This is a genomic window from Anaerophaga thermohalophila DSM 12881 (assembly GCF_000191885.1).
GTDB lineage: Bacteria > Bacteroidota > Bacteroidia > Bacteroidales > Marinilabiliaceae > Anaerophaga > Anaerophaga thermohalophila.
In genome coordinates, this window is the sequence record NZ_AEWI01000032.1 from 14,968 (window position 1) to 38,152 (window position 23,185).

General features: G+C 39.4%; 15 protein-coding genes. 11 read left to right on the top strand and 4 right to left on the bottom strand.

Annotated features, from left to right (window positions below):
- The first annotated feature begins 36 nt into the window (after positions 1-36).
- The 4 genes from ATH1_RS21445 (at position 37) to ATH1_RS0110355 (ending at position 2,935) form a co-directional block, all read left to right on the top strand.
- Positions 37-174: a hypothetical protein gene (locus ATH1_RS21445; protein ID WP_010421161.1), complete on the top strand. Its 138-nt coding sequence runs from the start codon at positions 37-39 to the stop codon at positions 172-174.
- A gap of 1,166 nt (positions 175-1,340) precedes the next feature.
- Complete coding sequence (locus ATH1_RS21450; RefSeq protein ID WP_010421164.1) at positions 1,341-1,517, top strand: hypothetical protein; 177 nt, start codon at positions 1,341-1,343, stop codon at positions 1,515-1,517.
- Positions 1,518-1,648: 131 nt separating this feature from the next.
- Positions 1,649-2,047 (top strand): hypothetical protein, encoded by a 399-nt coding sequence (locus ATH1_RS0110350; RefSeq protein WP_010421167.1) that lies wholly within the window; start codon positions 1,649-1,651, stop codon positions 2,045-2,047.
- Positions 2,048-2,176: 129 nt separating this feature from the next.
- Positions 2,177-2,935: a S41 family peptidase gene (locus tag ATH1_RS0110355; RefSeq protein WP_010421169.1), complete on the top strand. Its 759-nt coding sequence runs from the start codon at positions 2,177-2,179 to the stop codon at positions 2,933-2,935.
- Between the two features lie 100 nt (positions 2,936-3,035).
- Here the strand turns inward: ATH1_RS0110355 and ATH1_RS0110360 are convergent, their stop codons facing one another.
- Positions 3,036-4,550: a glycoside hydrolase family 43 protein gene (locus tag ATH1_RS0110360; protein ID WP_010421171.1), complete on the bottom strand. Its 1,515-nt coding sequence runs from the start codon at positions 4,548-4,550 to the stop codon at positions 3,036-3,038.
- Between the two features lie 934 nt (positions 4,551-5,484).
- Between ATH1_RS0110360 and ATH1_RS0110370 the strand changes: the two genes are divergently transcribed.
- The 6 genes from ATH1_RS0110370 to ATH1_RS0110395 all read left to right on the top strand — a co-directional run bounded on the left by ATH1_RS0110370 (position 5,485) and on the right by ATH1_RS0110395 (position 14,100).
- Positions 5,485-5,943 (top strand): sll1863 family stress response protein, encoded by a 459-nt coding sequence (locus tag ATH1_RS0110370; RefSeq protein WP_010421177.1) that lies wholly within the window; start codon positions 5,485-5,487, stop codon positions 5,941-5,943.
- Between the two features lie 223 nt (positions 5,944-6,166).
- Positions 6,167-6,337 carry a hypothetical protein gene (locus tag ATH1_RS21835; RefSeq protein ID WP_010421178.1) on the top strand — a complete coding sequence of 57 codons (171 nt, stop codon included), beginning with the start codon at positions 6,167-6,169 and terminating at the stop codon, positions 6,335-6,337.
- A gap of 200 nt (positions 6,338-6,537) precedes the next feature.
- Positions 6,538-7,962: an OmpA family protein gene (locus tag ATH1_RS20145; protein WP_010421181.1), complete on the top strand. Its 1,425-nt coding sequence runs from the start codon at positions 6,538-6,540 to the stop codon at positions 7,960-7,962.
- A 689-nt stretch (positions 7,963-8,651) separates the two neighbouring features.
- Positions 8,652-10,397: a hybrid sensor histidine kinase/response regulator gene (locus ATH1_RS0110385; protein WP_139035348.1), complete on the top strand. Its 1,746-nt coding sequence runs from the start codon at positions 8,652-8,654 to the stop codon at positions 10,395-10,397.
- Positions 10,398-10,634: 237 nt separating this feature from the next.
- Entirely contained in the window at positions 10,635-13,550 is a 2,916-nt protein-coding gene (locus tag ATH1_RS0110390; RefSeq protein WP_010421188.1) for a chemotaxis protein CheB, read from the top strand.
- 4 nt (positions 13,551-13,554) lie between these two features.
- Positions 13,555-14,100: a hypothetical protein gene (locus ATH1_RS0110395; RefSeq protein WP_029164078.1), complete on the top strand. Its 546-nt coding sequence runs from the start codon at positions 13,555-13,557 to the stop codon at positions 14,098-14,100.
- Between the two features lie 43 nt (positions 14,101-14,143).
- Here ATH1_RS0110395 and ATH1_RS0110400 read toward each other — a convergent pair whose 3' ends face one another.
- Positions 14,144-16,378: a glycosyltransferase family 4 protein gene (locus tag ATH1_RS0110400; protein WP_010421191.1), complete on the bottom strand. Its 2,235-nt coding sequence runs from the start codon at positions 16,376-16,378 to the stop codon at positions 14,144-14,146.
- A 1,322-nt stretch (positions 16,379-17,700) separates the two neighbouring features.
- On the opposite strand from ATH1_RS0110400, the gene ATH1_RS0110420 reads away from it, so the two are divergent.
- Entirely contained in the window at positions 17,701-19,836 is a 2,136-nt protein-coding gene (locus tag ATH1_RS0110420; protein WP_029164079.1) for a glycoside hydrolase family 97 protein, read from the top strand.
- A gap of 359 nt (positions 19,837-20,195) precedes the next feature.
- Here ATH1_RS0110420 and ATH1_RS0110425 read toward each other — a convergent pair whose 3' ends face one another.
- Together ATH1_RS0110425 and ATH1_RS0110430 are read right to left on the bottom strand one after the other, a co-directional pair.
- A complete protein-coding gene (locus ATH1_RS0110425) occupies positions 20,196-21,092 on the bottom strand; it encodes a polysaccharide deacetylase family protein (protein ID WP_010421202.1) in 897 nt (298 codons plus the stop codon).
- A 60-nt stretch (positions 21,093-21,152) separates the two neighbouring features.
- The gene (locus ATH1_RS0110430; protein ID WP_029164080.1) at positions 21,153-23,027 is read right to left on the bottom strand and encodes an ATP-binding protein; all 1,875 of its coding nucleotides are present in this window, start codon (positions 23,025-23,027) and stop codon (positions 21,153-21,155) included.
- Positions 23,028-23,185 lie beyond the last annotated feature (158 nt).

Here is a 23,185-nt window from a genome sequence, read left to right on the forward strand (position 1 = left end):
GCTAAATCCGAAGAAATAAAATTACGGCAAAACAAAATGAAAGGAAACCCCTGTTTTGGTGCTAAAGGCTTGTTTTTTGTTCATTATGATGAGCGCGACTGCATGGTTGATGAATTGAAGGTTTTTATGGACAAACACTATTTATGCCGGATTATCATACCGGAATTTCTTTAGAGCGAGCCTGCCTCCGGACTGTCTAAAAGTATTAAGAATACTCATAAATACAGGATTTGATTAAATCCATTTCATTTTGCCCGGTTCAATACTCTGTTAAATTTTTGCAATGCGATGTAGGCCAATTGTTTGAATATGGAGAGGCATGTTTGTTAGAATGCAGTGTATCAAGGTTGAAAAAATCCATCTTACATCTAAAATTCTAACGATATATTACGGTTAATAGCCATAAAATACCAAAAAATTGGGATTTCAGGAATCCTACCACCGTTGTAGTTTTGCAATCAGAATTTGTTAAACTAAAAAAACATAGATGATGATAAGAGGTTTCTTTATTATGATTTTGATGCTTAGTAGTGTTATTGTCAATTTTCAGATCGTTAGCTCTGCATGATGGCGGATTACCTTTGGCTCCTCATCCTTACGCCGTAAAGAATCCGCTATTTTGAAATTGACTATGTCTCTTGGCCGGGCGATTGAGGTACTTTTCGATTCCGATCGAGGGGGGCTTTGTATCACGTTTCCAGACGAATTGGTTTATATGTTTAGTAGTTAAAAGAATTTTATCTGCTTGTAAATTTCATCCGTATAAATTTTATTTATTAAGGTCTGATGCTACTTATTATGCTTTAATTGATTTTAGATTCTTCGCTCCGCTTAGAATGACAGACTGTCTAATGTCATTCTGAGGAGGTAACGACGAAGAATCTGTTACCTGTTTTTGGTTTTTTAGATGATTAAAGGTTAATTATACATGTTCTTTTGTGAAAATCTTTGTCATGCTCGTTTCATCCGTATAAAATTAGTCTAAGTTATTGGTCTGATGAAACTCGAATGTAAAATTTATAAATTGTTCTTATTGTGATAAACCTCGTCATTCTCGTTTCGTTTATCTTACGTGGGAGACGACTGAATGTGTGGTGTGTGGTTTTGAATGCCTTGACCTAAAGAGTTGCACAATATACAGGGTGGTAAGCGAATGACCAAATTTGCTTTTCGACCGAATTAATAACCGCTTTATTTAGAATCAATATAAATTTTCTCACTCCAAAATTTTAGGAGTGCATCGGCATACTTTTATCCTGCATTTCAGAAATCCCGGCCGGAAAATGAATGTGCCGGAAGCCGAAAAGGAGATGAGTAGGCAGAAATTAAAATAGAGAAAAATGAATAAAATTAGTGTTTTGAAAGAGTCTAAGTTTAAGAGAATGATCCCACAACAACTTCAAGCTATTCAAGGAGGAATGACAGGAACCGGAATTTGTCTTTCTTGCAAAAAAAGGGCAAGAAAAATTAGAATAGCAATAGGGACTGAACCATCAGGAGAGACTATTTCCGGGTAAATATTATATGGGGAGAGTGTGCTTTTTTCATTCTCCCTTCTCCCTTTATTTTGTTTAAATAGTTAGACCTATGAAGATTTTTCTTATTGAAGTTATTTTTTGTCTTTTTTTTTCTGTGTTGTAGCCCTAATTTGTTTGTACGGGAACAGTATATTTCCTATATAGAAAAACAAAATACTATTTTAACAGAGGAAAGGATAGAGCTTTTTATAAGCCGGATCAAAAAATATCATCCTTATTCTTTTGATAGTTTAGGAGGAAGAAACACTTCTGAGTTAATTGAGAATATTTGTCAAACGATCCCGGCCATAGACTTTAATGATGCAGAATTGATTTTTCATGCACGGAAGTTAATGGATTATATTACCCAGGAGGATCCTCATTTCAGAATTGTTCCTGTTTTAAGAAAGTTTCCGGACCTTAAGTATAAAACAGCCTCAATAATTGTTCCTCCATTTCGGGGACTTTGTATCAACGATTCCTTATTGGTTTATTCTTCGTATGATGAGGGATTGAAAGTGGTGATTTGATAAAATCTATTAATGATATCCCGATAAGAGATTACCTGCGCTATTATTACCGTGACAGATATGTGGATGTGGGCAATCTGGTTTGGTATTTAAATTACCAGATATATCCGGAATAATGAAGAAAAGTCTATGAGCATCAAGGGAATGCGTTATTCAGATTATTTAGTTGAAGAAGGTAGCTTTTGCGAAGCGAAGATAATGCCGGATTATTCTTTAGGTTATTTTAAAATTCGTGAATTTGAAAATAACGGATATATTTTAAAGAAATTCAGAAAACTCATCGAAAAAATGAATCAATCCGGTTATTCTGATTTAATTATTAATTTAAGGGAGAACCCCGGGGGTTCAGGTGATGATTTAAACTTATTTTTCTCTTTTTTCTCGGATAAGGATAGCCTTCACTATTTGAAAGATGCCAAAGCGCGGGTCTCTAAGATTACGAGAGATTATGGATTCGATGAATCACAGTACGGCAAGGTGTTGAGTTTACCTTCCGAAAAAGTTTTTCACTCATTTTCACTTGACTCATCCTTATTCGTTCCCAATCTTAAGGTTTATGTATTGATTAGTATCAACACTGGATCCATTGCTGCCAGTTTTGCTAACATTTGCCAATATAACGAAATCGCCACTTTAGTGGGGGAACCATTGGCCTATAATGCCTTGAAATATGGAGAGGTTGCCACAGGAGAATTTCTTGATAATCCGTTTGCTTTTTCCACTATCCAATACGACGAATACACTAAAGCCTACGACGATATTGTCCGTCCGGACATCCCAATCCCCTATATTGCCAGGGAATATATGAAAGGGGGAGATCCGGTATTAGAAAAGTTGCTGGATTATTTAAAAAATAAAAACACTGGAATTATTACGTCAAATGAATAAATATATGTGAAATTTTACAGCTACCTTTTGTACCGAAGGCGCTACATCAGAAAGAAAGAGCAGTGAAACGAGCATGACAAGGATTGGGGTAATCATTCCGTCAATCCCGATATTCAAACCAGTCGAAAACAGCCGGAGCTTTGGCGGGTTTCCCTTTTCCGGTGGCATAAAGGCCGATGTACAATCCGGTGAACCATCCTACGGTTTCGGTGCTCAGAAAACGGGCATCGGCTTTTTCCACAATTTCAAACTCTTCGTTGTTTTGAGCGTAAGAGAAAATGAATTCAGGCCCTGTGCCTTCAATTCTCAGGTCAATATGGCCGGGGGTCAGCTCTACAGCTTCGGAAAGGTAAATGGTTTGTCCGAATTGTAATTTTACAGACAGAAAACGTTTCCCGTTTTTGGTATAAACTACAATATCAAAATGCGAACCATTATTGACTAAAGTTAAGCCGGCCTCTTCGTTTTCGCTTTGCGGGTCGAACTTCATTCTGATTGTTGCTTCAAACGGGATGCCGGTAAGTCGGCGTCCTACAAAGGTTGGATTTCCTTTTTCGCCTATTGTCAGAGCCGAACCGTTCAGTGTTAACGTTCCTTCTTTGTGATTCAGATGGAAATTTTCGTCGACGGGAGGTTGTATATAATTCCATTCAAGTCCCAATTGCGGATTCTCAAAGTCGGTGAAGGGTTTTCTTTGTTTTACCGGCACCGGCACCTGAGGCAAAGTTGGGGCAGTCATATTCAGCGAAATTGTTCCGTTGCCGTTGACCACCGGCCATGTTCCTTTGGGCCAGCTTACAGGTGCGAGGCAGGTTTCACGTCCAAGTATGTGGTGTGGCGGATATCCCGTCACGCTACGGTAGCCGTGGAGTACCATCCACCAGGTTTTGTCGTGAGCTTGTATTATATCGGCATGACCTATTCCCTGAATGGGATTGCCCATACCGGCGTAATTAACATGTGTGGCTATCGGGTTGGCTGGATTATCGATGTAAGGGCCCCAAATATTGTGGCTACGGGCAATGGTCACCATGTGAGCTTCTTCGGTACCTCCTTCGGCCGCCATCAGGTAATAAAAACCGTCTTTCCTGTAAATGTGAGGTGCTTCGGGATAACGGCCGCCTGTTGAGTTCCAGATTTTTCGCCGTTCGCTTAATAACCTCCCGGTTGTAATATCTATTTCAGCCAGTTCAAATCTGGAGGTTATTACATAGGTTTTTTCATTGTCGTCGAAAAAAAGGTCGGGATCAATTTCAGGCATATCTATCCATACCGGATCACTCCAGGGACCGGCAGGATTTTCTGCCGTGACAAAGAAATTACCGCCATGCGTTACATTGGTGGTAATCATGTAAAAAGTTCCGTCGTGATATCTAATGGTTGGCGCAAAAATGTTAATCTCTCCTTTGATTTGGTCTTCTCTGTGTATGCAATGACCAATTTGTTCCCAGTTTACCAGGTCTTTACTGTGAAAAACCGGAACCCCGGGAAAGTATTCAAAAGAACTGTTCACCAGGTAGTAATCGTTGCCAACGCAGCAAACGCCGGGATCGGGATAAAAGCCCGGAATAACAGGGTTGTGGTAAGTAATCTCTTCTGTCGTATCGTGTGCCATTACCCATGGGTTTGGATTAACTTGTTGCGAGAATAGCTGTTGTGAAATGTATAGAAACAGCATCAAATAAACGTATCTCATATTTGCAGGATGATTATTGGTTTTTGAGCACATTTGTTAAAGATTAACTGGTAAGTGTCGAAGATACTAAAAACTCACTTTATCTGGCAATTTTAGTACAATTAACTTCTTCAGATTTAAATTATACTAATGAAACGAGCATGACAAAGATTACCTTAATAGATTAATAGATTAATAGATTATTAGATATAAGATTTAAGATAAGACGAGAATGACTTAGGTTACCTCAATAAAGACAAGTATAAATTTTGACGTGCGAGTTCCATCAGACCAATAACTTAAGTAAATTATATACGGATGAAATTTCCCACACAAAAGCCGCAAAATATTAGAACGTAAGAAACGCAAAAAACTATAAAATCTTTTCTTTGCGACTTTAGCGTTTCTTTAATTTTGCGTTCTCAGCGTGGAATGAAACGAGCATGGCAACGTTTTGCCACAATAAGAATATGTATAAGTTCTTGCATGTGAGTTCCATCCGACCTTTATAAATAAATTTTATACGGATGAAACAAGCATGGCAAGCCTTTCCATGCTCATTTTATTATCAAAAAATTCTTTTTTTAATATTTAACTATATTGCAAAAAGCGCCTGAACTTTGCGCCACTGCGTCTTTGCGTTTAAATAAAAAACCATATTCAAAAACTCAAAAAACAAGTTCTCAGTCTCAAAATGCTCAAAATGATTCACCTTTTCTTCCTCGTAATGTGAATTGGTGGTGCTATAGCCCATATATTATACCTCAATGTGTGAATAATGTAACTTATTATCATAATAATGTAATAGTTCCCGGTTAATATTGTCATATATTTATGTCATGGTAATTTATCCATAATTTAAAAGCATAAAAAAATGAAAAAATCAATTTTATTTCTATCCGTATTCAGTCTGATTATTGGCGGAACATTATTCAGCTGCCAGTCACAAGCTGCAAGGGAAGATAAAGCCAAAGAGAAAGTGCAGGATGCTAAAAACGATTTACATAACGCTCAACGTGATTTAGTAAACGTAAAGCAGGACACGGTTACAAACTACCAGAAATTCATACAGGAATCTGAAAACCAGATTAAGGTATACCAAAAAAATATTGCTGAATTAAAGGTGAAAATAGCAAAGGAAAAGAAAGATGCAAAAACCGTATACGAAAAGAAATTAGCAGACCTGGAACAAAAAAATGAGCAACTGAAAACCCAAATTACCGATTACAAAGACGAACAGGTTGAAAATTGGGATGAGAAACAGATTGAATTCAGAAAAGATTTGGATGAACTGGGAAGTGCTATTGCGGATTTTTTTGTCGAGGATGAATAAATAGTGCCCGTCTGTAAAGTCGGGAAAAATGGTAACAAATCATGTGTCTGTTCAGAAATGCCGGTTGCAAGCCTTGCGAAGCCGCCAAAAGCAGAGTTTACTTCTCGTAAATGACTATTTTGCCGGCAAGCGTAACACAGCAAATGGTAATTTATGAACTGACACCAAATAGTTATTTCAAATAAGAAAATATGGGACTAAACAATTAAAATGAAGGAGCATCATGAGAAATTTACTTTATATCATTGCTACATTACTTGTGGTAATATGGGGAATACTATTCTGGGGATTACATGCCACTGGTGCAGTGCATCTGATTCTCGCAGTAGCAGGGGTTTTTGTACTTGTCAGACTTATTTTTAGCAAACAGTTAAGCAACAAGAAAATGAAATAATGAAACGAGCATGACAAAAATTACTACAAAAGAACATGTATTAGTCCTTGCATGCGAGTTCCATACGAACTTAATAATTAAATTTTATAGGGATGAAAACAATTAAAAAAAGAAAAACAATGGTTGCTGGACTTTTGTGCTTGTCATTACTTATGATAAGTACTTTTAGTTATGCACAACAAACAAAGAACACTTTGTTTATGGAAGCCAACAAGGCGATGCTTCATGCCAAACTGGTGCAGGCAGACCTGCTTGTTCCCACCGAATACAATAAAGGCGTTGAAAGCTACAAGGAGGCTCAAAAACATTATGCCGATAAGAAAGGTGTAAAAAAGATAGAAGAATCGCTTGTTGAGGCTGTCAATCATTTTAATCGTTCGGCTGACTTTAGTGTTTCGGCCAAATTGGTTTTTGCCAACTCGCTTGACGCACGCTCTGATGCACTATCGGCAGGGGCAGATAAATTTGCAAAGGAAACCTGGAGTGAGGCAGAAGAAGTATTTAATAGAGCCACTAAAGAACTGGAAAAAGGAGACAGGGATAATTCGTACAAATATTCAACAGAAGCCATTGAATTATACCGGAAAGCTGAATTGGCCTCCATCAAAACGAATTTGCTTGACGAGACACGTGCTTTACTGGAAAGGGCCGATGATATGAAGGTTGACCGGAATGCGCCGAAAACCATTAAAAAGGCAGAATCACTACTGGCCGAAACAGAACGGGAACTCGAAACAAACAGATATGATATGGATTATCCCCGTATTTTGGCAAAACAAGCCAAATATGAAGCCAGCCACGCCATTTTCCTTAACAAAACGATTTCGGACATGGATGACAGGGACATGGAAATGGAAGATGTCATTTTGAAATATGAAACCCCCCTTATTAGGATTGCTGAGCAATTGGGCTTTGTTGCACAATTTCACGAGGGTATTGAGAACCCGGAGAACCAAATAATTAAGCACATTTCCGGTTTACAAAAAGATAATAAAATGCTTATGGCCGAAAACCTGGATAATGAAAATGCAATCCGGCATTTGAAATCGACTGTCGATTTATTAAAAAAAGAAAATTTGGCGCTCAGCAGCGAGGTTAATAATGAAATCAACAAACGGACAGATGACATGATAGCGCAAAGCCGGGAGTTTGAAAAGGAAAAGGCCAAACTTGCAGCCAAAATCGCCAAACAAACAAAACTTAACCAACAGTTTGAAGAAGTTTACCTGATTTTTGACAGCTCAGAAGCATCGGTTTTTCGCTCAGAAGATGAAATTGTAATTAGAATGCACGGCTTCGGTTTTGAGACAGGAAAGTCGGAAATTACACCGAAAAACTTTGATTTGCTGACTAAGGTGCAGAATGCCATCAAGATATTTCCAAAATGCAATGTTATTGTGGAAGGTTATACCGATTCTTTCGGAGGCGACGCATCAAATCTGGTCCTTTCTCAGAAACGTTCGGATGCTGTCACTCAGTATTTGAATGCCAATTCGGACGCACCAGGCATTAGTAAAATCAGCTCCGTTGGTTATGGTGAGAACAACCCTGTGGCCAATAACGAAACAGCAGAAGGACGAAAACAAAACCGCAGGATTGATATAAAAATACAACCCGTTATGTAGGGTTGGTTAAAAGTAGATTAGTCAGTGGCGATTGATTTCTATTATATCTGGTCAGACAATTAACAAGTCACTGATTTCAAATGGTTATATTTCTTGTGAGATAGCAGATATCTCAGCCGTCGAAGTGGAAAATCCTCCTTCCAGTGGTCTTTGACCCTGGAAGCAGGAGGGCGGTTAAAGACCCCCTAAATGCCCCAAAGTGGGACTTTGAGAACGCACCAATATCGGGGAAAGAGACTTGGGGATTAAGATAAACTCTGAAAATCTTACAAGCGTTCATTGGTCCCGATTACAGGATGGATGAAACTAAGAAAGACAGGCATGGGGTTGTTCATATCAAAAGTACGCGTAGAAACACTGGGGGGAAAATATGAGTTGAGAATAATGCCGAAAATGATTTAGATGCACCGGGTTCCACTTTCTTTTTTACCATACCCGTTTGCCCGTCTGTGAGAGAAAACTTTTTTATTCCCAAAGATATAACGGATAATCTGCCGGTATATTTCTGTAAGTAGGAAACAATCAATGAGCCCGGTCTAAAAAGCCTTTTGACCCCTAAATCCCCTAAAGGGGACTTTTTCAAACTGCTGATTTTTAGCAGTTCCCCTTTAGGAGTCAGGGGTAAAAATGGTAAAAATCAGCAGTTTGAAGGCTTTTTTATACTGCACTCATCAATAATAATCCTCATCATGAATAAACAGATAAAATCAAAGACCAAATTTGACAAGTTGCGCCAGGCTGCAGAATTGTTATTAAGCAAAAAAAGAGAAAATTCAGTAGTGTCGTTTTCCGAATCTGATACTTTAAAACTCATTCACGAGCTGGAATTGCATCAGTTGGAACTGGAAATGCAAAATGAGGAGCTTAAACAAGCCAGAGAAAAAGCAGAAAGTGCTGAAAAAAAATATACCGAGTTATTTGATTTTGCTCCTTCAGGATACCTGATACTGACAAAGGAAGGAGAAATTATAGAGATGAACGTCAGTGCTGAACGTTTATTGGAGAGGAAACGTTCGCAACTGATAAAAAGCAGTTTTGGATTTTTTATATCTCCGGATATGAGAGTTGTTTATAACCGTTTTTTGCAAAGAATATTTAAAAGCAAACAGAAGGAAACCTGCGAATTAAAACTGGAAACAGGAAGTGAATCAATAAAATACATACTTGTCAATGGAATTGTCAGCAATGTCGACGAAATATGCCTGGTCACCCTGGTTGATATTACAAAGCTCAAATATGTTGAGAGTGAATTGATAAAGGCCAAAGAAAAAGCCGAAGAAAACGAAAGACTAAAATCATCTTTTCTGGCTAATATGAGTCACGAGATCAGAACACCAATGAATGGAATACTCGGATTTACTGAACTACTTAAGAATCTCAAATTGAATGTCGAAGAGCAACAAAACTATATTGATATTATCGAGAAGAGCGGTTCCCGCATGCTCAATATCATAAACGATATTATCAGCATTTCCAAAATAGAATCCCGGCAAATGGAAGTTTCTGTGTCAAAAACAAATATTAACGAGCAGATAGAGTATATTTATAAATTTTTCAAACCAGAAGCGGAGAAGAAAAAGCTGCATATTTCTTTCAATAATGAACTGACACCGGATAACGCATTTATATGGACCGATAAGGAAAAGGTGTATGCGGTACTTACCAATTTGGTAAAAAATGCTATAAAGTTTACGCCATCCGGATCAATTGAATTGGGTTATAGCAAAATGGACGAGTTTTTCAAATTCTATGTGAAAGATAGTGGACCCGGAATTTCGGATGAACAAAAAGAAGTTATTTTTGACCGGTTCAGACAGGGTAACGAATCATTTAGCCATAATCACGAAGGGGCAGGCCTTGGTTTGTTCATTTCAAAAGCTTACATTGAAATGTTGGGGGGTAAAATATGGGTGGAGAATAATGCAGGTTATAATGGAAATGCTTCGGGTGCCACATTCTTTTTTACTATACCGGTACTTCCGGCAAACAAAAAAAATCATGTCACCAGGGAATCCAAATCTGAAAAAATGACAAAAGAAGAAATCAGAAAACTTAATACCTTAGTTGCAGAAGATGATGAAATTTCGAAAATGCTTATTATTAAAATGCTTAAAGGAATAAGCAAAAGAACCCTGACTGCAAATACCGGCATTGAAGCGGTTGAACTTTGCAGGAAAAATCCTGAAATCGATTTGGTGCTCATGGATATAAATATGCCGCAAATGGATGGCTATGAAGCCGCGCGGGAAATCCGGAAATTTAACAAGAATGTGGTAATAATCGCGCAAACCGCTTATGCATTAGTTGGCGACCGGGAGAAGTCCATTGCCGCCGGATGTAATGACTACATTTCCAAACCAATAGACAGAATTGGTTTAAGGGAAATGGTAGTCAATCATTTCCCGGACCGACTAAGAAGATTTAAAAATATTTGATTGATGTGACAAGTTCGTATCCGTCTGTAAAGTGATTGAAGATTTTAACTAATCATCTGAATAAAACAATATTCCGTTAAATTTTTACTAATGCCTGATAATAATTAACCTGATAAAAGAAAATTATAATAGATTTCAATGGTCTGATAACAAATATTTTGCATCTTGCAGAATATTTGGATTCCGGTATAGGATACTTCTGAATTCAACGGACTATTGTCATAAAAAAACAAATAATTGAGCGCTAAAAAGACAAAACAAGCTATTAAATCAAAAGAGAAGACTCCTGATTCAAAAACCGGCAAGTTTCCAATCGTTGGAATTGGCGCTTCGGCAGGGGGGCTTGAAGCGTTGGAGTTATTTTTGAAAAATGTACCCGACAAAAGCGGGATGGCCTATGTTGTTATTCAACACCTGGATCCTACACAAAAAGGGATGCTTCCCGAATTGCTGCAAAGGATTTCCAGCATGCAGGTTTTTCAGGTCAAAGACCTTATGGAAGTGAAACCTGATTGTGTCTATGTCATTCCGCCAAACAAAAGCATATCCATTTTCAAAGGCGTGCTCCATCTGTTTGAGCCTGTTGAAGCCCGCGGACTTCGTCTTCCTGTCGACTTTTTTCTGCGCTCGCTGGCAGATGATCTGAAAGAGTATGCTGTTGGAATTATTCTCTCCGGGATGGGCTCCGATGGCAGTAGCGGAATTCGGGCAATCAAAGAAAAAGGCGGAATTGCACTGGTTCAGGCACCTGAAACCGCCCGGTTTGACAGTATGCCACGAAATGCCATCGACTCTGGTCTGATTGATATAGTGGCTCCTCCGGAACAATTGCCTTCTGAACTTATTAATTTCCTTAAACATTTACCTGTTGTTCAATCCAATCTTAACAATAAAGTTGAAGACAAAAGTGCATTTGAAAAAATCATTATTCTTCTGCGAACACATACCGGGAATGACTTTTCGTTGTATAAAAAGAATACGGTCTATCGACGCATCGAAAGAAGGATGGGCATTTATAGAATTGATGGAATATATTCGTATGTCCACTTTTTGCAGGAGAATCCCGATGAAGTGAATATCCTGTTCAAAGAATTAATGATTGGTGTCACCAATTTTTTTCGCGATTCCGAGGTCTGGGAAAACTTGAAAGAAAAAGCAATTCCTTCCCTTATTAGTAAAATGAAACCCAATTCACAATTAAGGGCATGGGTACCTGGCTGCTCTACTGGTGAGGAAGCCTATTCTCTGGCAATTGTATTTAAGGAAGCTCTGGAAAAAATTAATCCGAATGCTGGAATTTCATTACAAATTTTTGCTTCCGATATCGATATCGATGCTATTAATACTGCCCGTAAGGGATTTTTTGCAAATAATATTGCTTCCGATGTGTCGCCCGAAAGGCTGAGCCGTTTCTTTACCAAAACAGAAGAGGGATACCGCATCAAGGCAGAGATAAGGGAAATGGTTGTGTTTGCTCAGCATAATATAATTATGCACCCGCCATTTACCAATATTGATCTTATTTCGTGCCGGAATTTGTTAATATATATGGTTCCCGAATTGCAGAAAAAATTGCTGGGGTTGTTTTACTACAGCCTTAACCAGGAAGGAATCCTGCTGCTTGGAACTTCAGAAACACTGGGTACGCAAAGCCATCTTTTCACCCCTCTTGATAGCAGACTGAAAATTTTCCAACGTTCTGATGTCAGCCTTAATCCTTCACTATTGGATTTCCCTTCTTCATTTACCCGGCCTAAAATTGGTAATGTTGAAAAATCTGAACCTGACAAACCCGTTATGAACATTCAAACTCTTGCTGATCAACTGCTGCTAAGCCAATTTGCGCCAGCCGGAGTCTTGGTAAACGAAAATGGTAATATCCTCTATATCAGCGGACGAACCGGGAAATACCTGGAGCCGGCGGTGGGCAAAGCGAACCTGAATATTTTTGCCATGTTACGGACGGGTTTTCAAAACGACTTTGCCATTGCATTTCGCAAAGCGATTATGAATAAAGAAACAGTAGAATTGCACCATGTTAAGATAGGCACAAACGGAGGCTCATTAACTTTAAATGTAACCATTCAGTGGATTCATAAGCCGGAACCCTTGTATGGCAAGCTGATGATCATTTTTTCAGAGGTTCCGCAACCAACTGGGGTCAACCAGCCGAAGAAAAAAGGAAAAACGGCAGCCAGCACCAGGGAAGCCGAACTTGAGGAAGAGTTGCAGCGTACCCGTGAAGAGATGCAAAACATCATGGAGGAGATGCAGACTTCGCAGGAGGAGTTGAAATCGACCAATGAGGAACTGCAATCGACCAATGAAGAGTTACAATCGACCAACGAAGAACTTACTACCTCTAAGGAGGAAATGCAAAGCCTGAATGAAGAACTTCAGACAGTAAATGCTGAATTGACTGCAAAGGTGAATGATTACTCACGGGTTAACAACGATATGAAAAACCTGCTGAACAGCACCGATATTGCAACGTTGTTCCTCGACAAGGATTTGAATATTCGTCGTTACACCGACCAGGCAACAAAAATATTTAAGCTCATTAAAAGCGATATAGGGCGACCATTCACCGACCTGGTTTCACAACTCCATTACCCCGACCTTCCTGAGGATGCACGCGAAGTCCTGAGAACACTTATTTTTATTGAAAAGCAAATTCCAACCAATGACGGAAGGTGGTTTTCCATCCGTATTATGCCCTATCGAACTTTGGACGACCGGATTGACGGACTGGTTATCACCTTTATTGATATTTCTGAAATGAAACTGGTGGAAGAAAAATTACTTAAAATGATTCAGGAGAACCGGCTGCTTATTGACTCTTCTCCTAAAGTCATCCTGAAAATTTCCGCCAACTGGGAAGTTTTGGAATTTAATTCGGCAGCGGAAAATTTTTTCGGCAAAAAGCGCGAAGATGTGACCGGGCATAATTTTATGGATTCATTTATACCTGAAGCACTTCGAAGAAAAACAGAACAAAAAATGACCGGTCTTTTGACAAAATCGGGGAATAACGATCTTAAAATGAAGGTTATTGCAGCTGATGCAGAAGAACTTGACACAGCATGGTCTGTCAATGTATTGTTTGATCGCCTTGAATTATCCTCAGCAATTTTTACAATCACAAAAAAATAGAGTTATGATGAACGATGAAACCGATTTTACAGATAAAAAAAGGCTGCGCGAGAAAGCTGAAAAGCTACTGAATGAGAAAAAAAATACAGAGTATGCCTTATCGATGGAAGCCGATGCAAATAAGCTTCTGCATGAGTTGCAGGTACACCAGATTGAGTTGGAAATGCAAAATGAAGAGTTGCGGCAGGCATACGAAGTAGCAGAAACAGCCCAGAAAAAATACACCATGTTGTTTGATTTATCGCCAATGGGTTATTTTTCTCTTGATCCCGATGGAGTCATCTGTGATTTGAATTTTACAGGGGCTAAAATGCTCGGCGAACGGCGATTTAGTCTGATTAACAGTAATTTCAAACTTTTTGTTTCTGACGATTCAAAACCGGTATTTAACGACTTTTTCAAAAAAGTATATATCAGCAATAGTAAGGAATCATGCAAAGTTATGCTTGGTCATGACGATAAGTCTCTCTGCCAGGTATATATTGAAGGTGTAGTTACTGAAGATGAACAAAAATGCCTTTTATCAGTCGTCGATATTTCGAAATTTTAAATGTGTGATTGAAGTAAACACAATGCTTTTTCGACCGGGCTCATTAATTGATCTCGTGAAATTCTTCATACGCCTGCAAAACCGTTAAATGTGAGATTAAATAAGCCAGTGAACTTTCAGCTCCCTGATTGCGGTTTACCCCGTAACTTTCAAATCCGTCACAGCAACCCTTGGTTTCAAAATCGTACAAACTCAATCGAAGATCGTTTTCACCCAGAAACCACAAAAATGATGTGTATAGTTTGTTCAGGTATTCTTTGTCTTTGGTAACATGAAAAGCCTGGTGATACATTAAAACCATGGCCATGGCATCAATAGGTTGCTGGGCAAATACGGAACGCTCACCATCCTTTTTGTACCATTTTTCGTTCCCTATGATGGACAGGTAGTTTTCCTTAAGCGTATGCTCGGTAAGAAACTGCATAGATTTGAGAGCTACTTCCAGTACTTTTTCTTCGTTCAGGATTTCTACCGAGTGTAGCAGTGCTAATGGCAATATGCCGTTATCATAGGCCAGCAGTGACTCGAACCATTGCCAGTCATCAGATTGGTTTTCTTCGAATTGGTTGATCAGCTTATGGGCCATATTCCTGAGCCTTTCTGTCATGGAATCATCAGCCGGATTGGTTTTAAGATAATAACATATCCCAATCATGCTGTTGGCAATGCTTCTTATTGAGTTTAATTTTTCAAAATTGGGTGCCGCGTTAAAAAACAGCAGGCGGCCGGTTTGGTAATAAGCATCGTTTGGGGCATTGCCCAATAAATATCCCAGCGCCCAGATAGTTCGTCCGAATGAATCTTCAGAACCAATTTCATCCAGGTAATTTCTGCTGAAACTCAAAAAATTTCTGAAAGTACCATCTTTATTTTGCATATAATGAATATAGCTCAAATATACGGGAGATAATTCAAGGGAACGTGCGTCCTTCATTTGCCGGTATGCCATTAACACCATAAGTAAGGCCCGGGCATTATCATCCAGACAATAGCCTTCTTTTAAATTTGGGATGCCAAACTTAGCATGTTGGATGATTCCGGTATCATCCGTAAGCCTGTTTATATGATCTAAAGAAAAGGGTGGCAGGATAAGTAAATCTAATATGGTATCCTTTTTTTCTGGTTTTTCAGTGCCTTGCATAATGGCTTGTTGAGCAACGGCAATGTATTTTTCGCCGATTTTGGGCCATGTTATTTTTTTACCGTATTCCGCCGCTTTGGTTTTAAGTTTCTTGAGTTCAGCAGGGTTGTCCAATAGTTCTGTCAAGACTGAACTCAACTCATCTGAATCGCCGAAGTTAAAGAATCTTCCTCTTCCGTCGGCCAGCAATTCAGCAGCATGCCAGTAAGGTGTCGAAACCACCGCCGCTCCTACGCCAATGGCGTATGAAAGGGTACCACTGGTGATTTGAGCTTCGTTTAGATAGGGGGTTATATATATATCAGTGGCCGACAAATATTTAAACAAATCTTTTACATCTAAATATTCATTTAAAAAGTACACGTTCTTATCCAATTGAAGTGTTTTTACCAGACGCATTAAGTAGATGCGGTATTCTTCACCCGAATGCCTCAATACATTGGGATGGGTTTTCCCCAGAATCATATAAACCACATCGGGATGCTTTTCGACCACTTTTGGCAAAGCTTTGATTACTGTTTCAATACCTTTGTTGCGGCCAATAAAACCAAACGTTGTAAGAACCTTTTTATGTTCAAGTTTAAATTCTTTTTTTGATTTTTCGGCACTGAAATGCAGGTCCGGAACGCCATGAGCTATAAACGCGATTTTTTCTTCCGGAACGTCATAAATATTTACTAAAAAATCAATGGCCTTATGGCTCATCACTACAATTTTGTTGGCCATTTTACATATCTCATGCAATACGGCCTTCTCATTATAGGATGGTGTCTTTAATATTGTATGCAGTGTAACAATCAGCGGTATTTCGAGCCGGTGCAACAGAGGCAGTATATACACTCCGTTTTGTCCCCCAAATATGCCAAATTCATGTTCGAGAATACAAACTTCAGCGCCACTATGATTGATGAACTGAGCAGCCTGTATATAATCTTCCTGATGTTCCTGCCTGATTGTCAGTTTTACCTCTTCGGGATATTCATATTTATTGGTAAAGTCGTTCATTGCAACAACAAAACCATCATTTGAATACCCTTTTTTCGTGTCGTTGATGATAACAGAAGTAAACAGGTTATTGGTAAACGTTCCAATACCACATTCTCTTGGTGGATATGTTCCTATAAAAGCAATTTTCATCCGTATAAAATTTATCTAAGTTATTGGTCGGATGGAACTCGCATGCAAGAACTTATACATGTTCTTATTGTGGTAATCATTGCCATGCTCGTTTCATCTTACATTTAATAAATTGTTATGGCTGTTAGAATTGTTATAGTTGTTAATATTGTTAATCTGTTACTTGTTAGAATAGTATAAGTTTTATTACATTAGCTAACAATTCCAACAACCCCAACAATCTAACAATCTAACAATCTAACAGTTCTAACAATTTTATAACAATTTTTCATCAGTATAAAATTTATTTTTAAGGTCGAATGGAACTCGCATGTAAGAATTTATACTTGTTTTTATTGAGGTGACCCCGTCATGCTCGTTTCATCTTAAATCTTAAATCTAATAATCTAATAATCTATTGTGGCAAACTTTGTCATGCTCGTTTCATCACTGTAAATATTCTTTCTTTATACGGGCAAGCTGTATTGTTGCATGGGGTTAGAAAAAAAGCTTAAAAGCAAAGACGTATGTTGTGTTTATAATTCACACTACCGGCTAATGACTAAAAACTAATGACTAAATTACTTATATCTAAAAATCTAAAAATCTAAAAATCTATTAAGGCAATCATTGCCATGCCCGGTTTATACAAAATCAGTCTAAGCTGTTGATATAACTGTAGTTGTGTGTTTTCATATATGCATTAACCCTGTTGACAAAAATGATTTTCCCGGTTTTTCAGCGCATTTCTATTATTTTGTTAGGAGCTAAAGGTATTGTAATTTACCGGATATTAGGTTATAAAAGTGATGTTTTCATCCGTTTGAAATTTGTTTATTAAGGTCGGATGGAACTCGCATGCAAGGGTTTATACATGTTCTTTTGTGACAAACTTTGTTATGCTCGTTTCATCTTAAATCTAAAAATCTAATAATCTAATGTGGCAAACTTTGCCATGCTCGTTTCATTTGCATTCTTCATAAATTTTCTCGGATTTCGAGTATGTTGTTCTTTAACTTTTCCAACAGGTTCGTCAGTCTGGTCAGATTTTTTACCGGAATACACTTTTTTGCAAACCTTTGCAGAGAAGCCGGTTTTTCTTTTTCGAATCTTTTTGCATGAAAAATAGTAAATTATCTCTATTGGTAAATTGCTGAAATACAATATTTTGTATATTATTTGACAATAAAGGCAAGTCTTCCTGCATTACATACATATACTTCATATACTGTCAATTTCGGTATCTTTGAGTAGTTGTGGAAATCAATTGATCTATATGGATTAAATGGAAAAACAGTTTTATACCGCATTCATTTTATGAATTGTCCCAAATATTTTACGTTATGAGAAAAACAGTAGTTTTCATGGTCATTGCTTTTCTGGCCGTGTGGGCACATGCAGCAGAGCTACATTCGCCCGACGGCAGTTTTCGGCTTCAGGTCGAAGTGAAAGATGGTGTTCCTGTTTATCAGCTTGATCTGGACGGGCAGCCTGTCATTGCAGAAAGTCGTCTGGGATTGGAAGTTAAAGGGATGGAGCCGCTAACCGGTGGTTTTAAACTCATCAAAGTCGATGAGCGTTCTTTTGATGAAACCTGGGAGCCCGTGTGGGGCGAATTCAAAGAGATTCGTAACCACTACAACGAACTCGGGGTTACGCTGGAGCAGGAAGAAACGGAACGGGTAATGGTTGTACGGTTCAGATTGTTCAACGACGGACTTGGGTTTCGTTATGAATTTCCCGTGCAGGATAACCTGACCTATTTTGTTGTTACCGATGAGAAGACCGAGTTTGCCATGACCGGTGATCATATCGCTTTTTGGATTCCGGGTGATTATGACACGCAGGAGTATGAATATACCAAGTCGCGTCTTTCTGAAATTCGTGACCTTATGGAGGGTGCTATTACACCAAACGCTTCTCAAACGCCTTTTTCGGAAACCGGTGTGCAGACAGCCCTGATGATGAAAACTGACGACGGTCTTTACATCAATCTCCATGAGGCTGCTTTGGTAGAATATTCTTGCATGCATCTGGAGCTTGATGATGAAAATATGGTATTTGAAGCACATTTAACTCCTGACGCTATCGGAAATATGGCCTATATGCAGGCACCAACACATACCCCCTGGCGTACGGTAATTGCCGGCAGAGAGGCTAAGGATATTCTGTTGTCCAATATTACCCTGAATCTGAACGAGCCTTGTGCCTATGATGATGTGTCATGGATAAAACCTGTAAAATATGTTGGTGTCTGGTGGGAAATGATTACCGGTAAAAGTTCGTGGGCTTATGCCGATTTGCCCTCGGTAAAACTGGGTGAGACCGATTATACTAAAGTGGAGCCCAATGGGCGTCATGCTGCCAATACAGAGCATGTAAAAGAGTATATTGATTTTGCTGCAGAACATGGTTTCGATCAGGTGTTGGTTGAAGGCTGGAACATTGGCTGGGAAGACTGGTTCGGAAAATCCAAGGATTATGTGTTCGACTTCCTGACGCCTTATCCCGATTTTGATGTGGATGAGTTGCGTGATTATGCTAAAAGCAAAGGTGTGAGACTGATGATGCATCACGAAACATCCAGTTCGGTGCGAAACTATGAGCGTCACATGGATAAGGCTTATCAGTTTATGGTGGATAATAATTATAATTCGGTAAAGAGCGGATATGTAGGCGATATTATTCCCCGCGGTGAATATCACTACGGTCAGTGGTTGGTTAATCACTACTTGTATGCTGTTAAAAAAGCAGCGGAGTATAAAATTATGGTCAATGCCCATGAAGCTGTTCGGCCTACGGGTCTTTGCCGGACTTATCCCAACCTGATTGGCAATGAGTCGGCTCGCGGAACTGAGTATGAAGCCTTTGGCGGTAGTAATCCCGACCATACTACCATTCTGCCTTTCACCCGTCTGATTGGTGGCCCCATGGATTATACTCCCGGTATTTTTGAGAACGATGTCAGTAAATACAATCCCGATAATAATTCGTGGGTGAATACCACTATTGCCCGGCAGTTGGCTTTATATGTTACCATGTACAGTCCGTTGCAAATGGCAGCCGATTTGCCGGAAACTTACAATAAATATCTTGATGCGTTTCAGTTTATCAAGGATGTCCCTGTTGAATGGGACGACACAAAAGTACTGGAAGCTGAACCGGGCGATTACATCACTTATGCCCGGAAGGAAAAAGGTACCGGCAACTGGTTTGTTGGTCGCACGAACGACGAGGAACCCCGGGTTTCAAATATCTCGTTCGATTTCCTGGAACCCGGCAAAAGGTATGTGGCCACTATTTACAGTGATAAAAAAGATGCCCACTACAAAAAGAACCCAAAAGCTTATGATATCCGAAAATATGTTGTAACAAGCAAATCCAGACTAACACAAAAATGTGCTCCCGGTGGCGGATATGCCATTAGTCTTTTCGAAGTGAAAGATAAGAAGGAGACAAAGGGACTGAAAAAACTTTAACCTGAGTTCTTGTATGCAAGCGGCGGTGCCGATGGGATTGAAACGAGTTTAGCAAAGTATCGATCCCATCGGCACCGCTTATTTGCAAGAATTTGGCTTCAATACAATTTATTACTTCTGCATTTCAAATTTCTGCCTTCTGTCCAGGTAAGAGTGTAAGATTCCTGAAATAAATGAGTGCAGTATAAAAAGCATATTTTTGTCAAAATCAAGGCGTTTTAAATTTTTGTACCGGAGTTAACTTGTTGTTAATGAGGATGCAAAAATTTAAAACAACAACGAGCTTGGCAATAAAGATGCTTTTTAGAACGGACTCATAAATTATTGTAGACTATGGGCTACTGACTTACGACATTCGCCTAAAGTCCGCTATGGCGTCGATTTTTCGGCTGTTTTCCGACAATTACTTTAAAGAAAGCCCAAAAGCCGGAAGCTTTTATCAGCAGCTCGGAAACAGAGCTTTTGTCGGGTACCGATATCCGTTTTAACCGGAACGGATCACTTCCCGGGTCATTAAATCCCACATCGAGGGTTACCGCAGCCTCATAACCGGCCTTTTTACAAAGGCGGATGTCTCGCTCGCTGTATTCCCCGTTAGGAAATGAAAAGAAACGGCAAGCCCTGCCAGTGAGTGCTTCCACCTTTTGCTTTGAGACTTCGATTTCGCGACGTGCTTTGGCATCATTACATCGTGGCAGGATGGGATGAAAAAGGGTATGCGATCCGAATTCTACCAGGCCGGATGCCTGCATCGTCAGTATTTCCTGCCGGTTTAGTGCTAAACTTTCGCTGTATTCTTTGGTCTCTTCAAATCCCAGGTGTTTTAATGTTGCTATTCTTATCGAATCGGACACTTTCCTGAGCTCCTGTTTCTGGTGTTTGTCGATCATAAATTTGAACCACGGTTGCCGTTTGGTGTCTGCAATTTCTGCCATCAGAAAAATGATAACCGGTACCTTGTGTTTTTCAATAACCGGCAATAGGGAATAGTTTGAAGCCCATCCGTCGTCCAGCGTTATAACAAGTGGTCTGGGAGGTAGTTTCCAGCCGGCATTCAGATTTTGATCGATGAATTGTGAAAATGGAAGAATATTGTATCGTTTTTTTAATGCCACAACTGCTTTTTCAAAATCTTCGGGTAAGGGTTTATGGAACATCAGAATGGTTACCTTTTTCTTCTGGAAGGTATGGCGAAGTATCCATGACACCCCTGTTAATCGAAGCTCCAGGGCTGTAAGTCGGTTCAGAAAGGACATAATTCAGGCTTTGAAATTTTTTTGAGGTAAAGATAGCAGGGTTTTCTGAAAGAAGAAGGCTTATTTGTTGTTGAGAGGAAATGATACTGTCACGGTTGTTCCTTCTCCGCGCGTTGAGCTGAGTTCAATTGTCCCGCCGAGTAAAAGTGCAATACCCCTGGCATTGGTCAATCCTATACCGGCACCGTCATAAATCCTGTCGTTTGTTTCGATTACTTTGCGGAACTTTTGGAATACCACGTCGGTTTTGTCATCGGAGATGCCAATTCCACTGTCTGAAACGCTGATCTCAAAATGATGGTCAGTCTTCCGACAGATCAGTGTTACTCCTCCCGAATCGGTAAATTTAAAGGCATTGTCGAGAAGATACCTGACCAAACGCTTCAATAGATGCGGGTCGGTATTCAGTTCCATGTCGCAACAGTCTGACAAGACTCTGAAGTAAAGGTCGGGTTTTTCTTCGTCGCGTCGTTTTTCAAATTCTTCCTGCAGTTCGCTTAATATATGACTTGCCCTGAAGCGCTGGTTTCTTATTGGTACTTGTTCCTTTTCCAGTTGGGAGAACAACAGGGTGTCTTCAATAAAGGTTACCAACTTATTACTGTTGTAAGCGATATGTTCAAAGAATTCTTTTCTTTCGTCGGGTGCAGCTTCCGGATCGGCCATTAGTTCCGAGAAACCAACTAAGGCCATTAAGGGCGTTCGCACTTCATGACTGAGATTTTCGAGGAAAGAAGATTTCAGACTGTCTGATTCCTGGGCTCTCTCTTTTTCTATGGTGAGTCTTTTTTTTGCTATCTCAAGTTCTTTGAATGAGCTTTCCAATGAATTCATCATAAGGTTAAAATGGTCTCCCAGTTCCTGCATTTCGTCGTTGCTCGATATGTCGTTTCTGACACTCAGGTCGCCGTCGGTGGCCTTTCGGAAATTCCTGAGGAGTTTTTTAACCGGAGAAGTGATATGCTTGCTGAACCAGACAGCCAGAATAAAAGCAATGACAAAACCGCCGAGAAACATAATCGAAAGAGTGCGTATCAGTAGATACACATCTGCAAAGATTTCTTTTTGTGAAACAATCAGCGCAATTTTCCATCCATTCTCTAAATGATCAATGGCAATGGCAGAACGGCCATTCCCGTCGTTTTCATTTATCAGTATAAAATTTTCTTTTGCTTCTGTGATTTTTTCTACCCGCGTATCTGAAATATTGCTGAAACGTCCTTCACGGTTTCTTGAATAAACAAGATTGTCGTTATTGTCGAACAACAGGATATGCCCGGTCTTAAACACAGGCAAAGTATCAAGACAGGCACTCAGACGGTCGAAATTGAAATCGGAACCCAGGCAGGCAATCAACAGGGAATCCACATAAACTGCTCTCGAATAGGAAATGACATTCATGTCCCAGTCCGGCCAGTAATAAGGGGTGGTCCATGTTTCTCCTTTTTTTATTGCCTCTGTCCACCAGCGCATCGATGGATGAGTAAGGTCTTTTTCCATGATGCTGTATTCCGGACTCCTGGTATAGATACCGTTTCTGTTTTTATCGAAAAAACTGATGGTATGTTTACCATCAATATGTTCCGTGTTAAAAACAATCCAAAGGCTCATCGGCCGCATGAGGTGAAGAATTTCTTTTACCCGGGGCAAAAGTTTTTCTTTGTAACGATTCAATGCTTCTTTACCAGTGAAATGTTGTCCGGCATCGAAAGAACTTCGTAAAGAGGCCTCAAGAGCCAGAGAAACATCTTTGATGTGAAAGAATTGTTGTTCAATATCGCGCGTGAAGATATGTGTCTGCAGTCGCATTTGTTTAATGGCATCGTTACGCGCTTTCTGCCTTGCAAAGTAGATGCCGGGAAGTCCTGCCAGTAACATGACCGTGGCCACCAACCCAACCATTAATACTGTCAATTTACGTCTTAATCCGTACATCTGATGCCGTATTAAATAAAAAAAGAAAATACAGCGTTGATCGCTCAAATCTGCATTAGATCAACTGGTTGTTTTCATCCGTATAAAATAAGTCTAAGTCTAAGTCATTGGTCTGATGGAACTCGCATGATTGAGTTTTATACATGTCCTTTTGTGAC

Excerpts from the sequence above, each read along its gene's own strand:
- ATH1_RS0110385 (WP_139035348.1), top strand. The coding sequence starts at position 8,652 with ATGAATAAACAGATAAAATCAAAGACCAAATTTGACAAGTTGCGCCAG.
- ATH1_RS0110400 (WP_010421191.1), bottom strand. The coding sequence starts at position 16,378 with ATGAAAATTGCTTTTATAGGAACATATCCACCAAGAGAATGTGGTATT.
- ATH1_RS21835 (WP_010421178.1), top strand. The coding sequence starts at position 6,167 with ATGAGAAATTTACTTTATATCATTGCTACATTACTTGTGGTAATATGG.
- ATH1_RS0110425 (WP_010421202.1), bottom strand. The coding sequence starts at position 21,092 with ATGTCCTTTCTGAACCGACTTACAGCCCTGGAGCTTCGATTAACAGGG.
- ATH1_RS21445 (WP_010421161.1), top strand. The coding sequence starts at position 37 with ATGAAAGGAAACCCCTGTTTTGGTGCTAAAGGCTTGTTTTTTGTTCAT.
- ATH1_RS0110430 (WP_029164080.1), bottom strand. The coding sequence starts at position 23,027 with ATGTACGGATTAAGACGTAAATTGACAGTATTAATGGTTGGGTTGGTG.
- ATH1_RS20145 (WP_010421181.1), top strand. The coding sequence starts at position 6,538 with ATGGAAGCCAACAAGGCGATGCTTCATGCCAAACTGGTGCAGGCAGAC.
- ATH1_RS0110370 (WP_010421177.1), top strand. The coding sequence starts at position 5,485 with ATGAAAAAATCAATTTTATTTCTATCCGTATTCAGTCTGATTATTGGC.
- ATH1_RS0110395 (WP_029164078.1), top strand. The coding sequence starts at position 13,555 with ATGATGAACGATGAAACCGATTTTACAGATAAAAAAAGGCTGCGCGAG.
- ATH1_RS0110420 (WP_029164079.1), top strand. The coding sequence starts at position 17,701 with ATGAGAAAAACAGTAGTTTTCATGGTCATTGCTTTTCTGGCCGTGTGG.
- ATH1_RS0110360 (WP_010421171.1), bottom strand. The coding sequence starts at position 4,550 with ATGGCACACGATACGACAGAAGAGATTACTTACCACAACCCTGTTATT.
- ATH1_RS0110355 (WP_010421169.1), top strand. The coding sequence starts at position 2,177 with ATGAGCATCAAGGGAATGCGTTATTCAGATTATTTAGTTGAAGAAGGT.
- ATH1_RS21450 (WP_010421164.1), top strand. The coding sequence starts at position 1,341 with ATGAATAAAATTAGTGTTTTGAAAGAGTCTAAGTTTAAGAGAATGATC.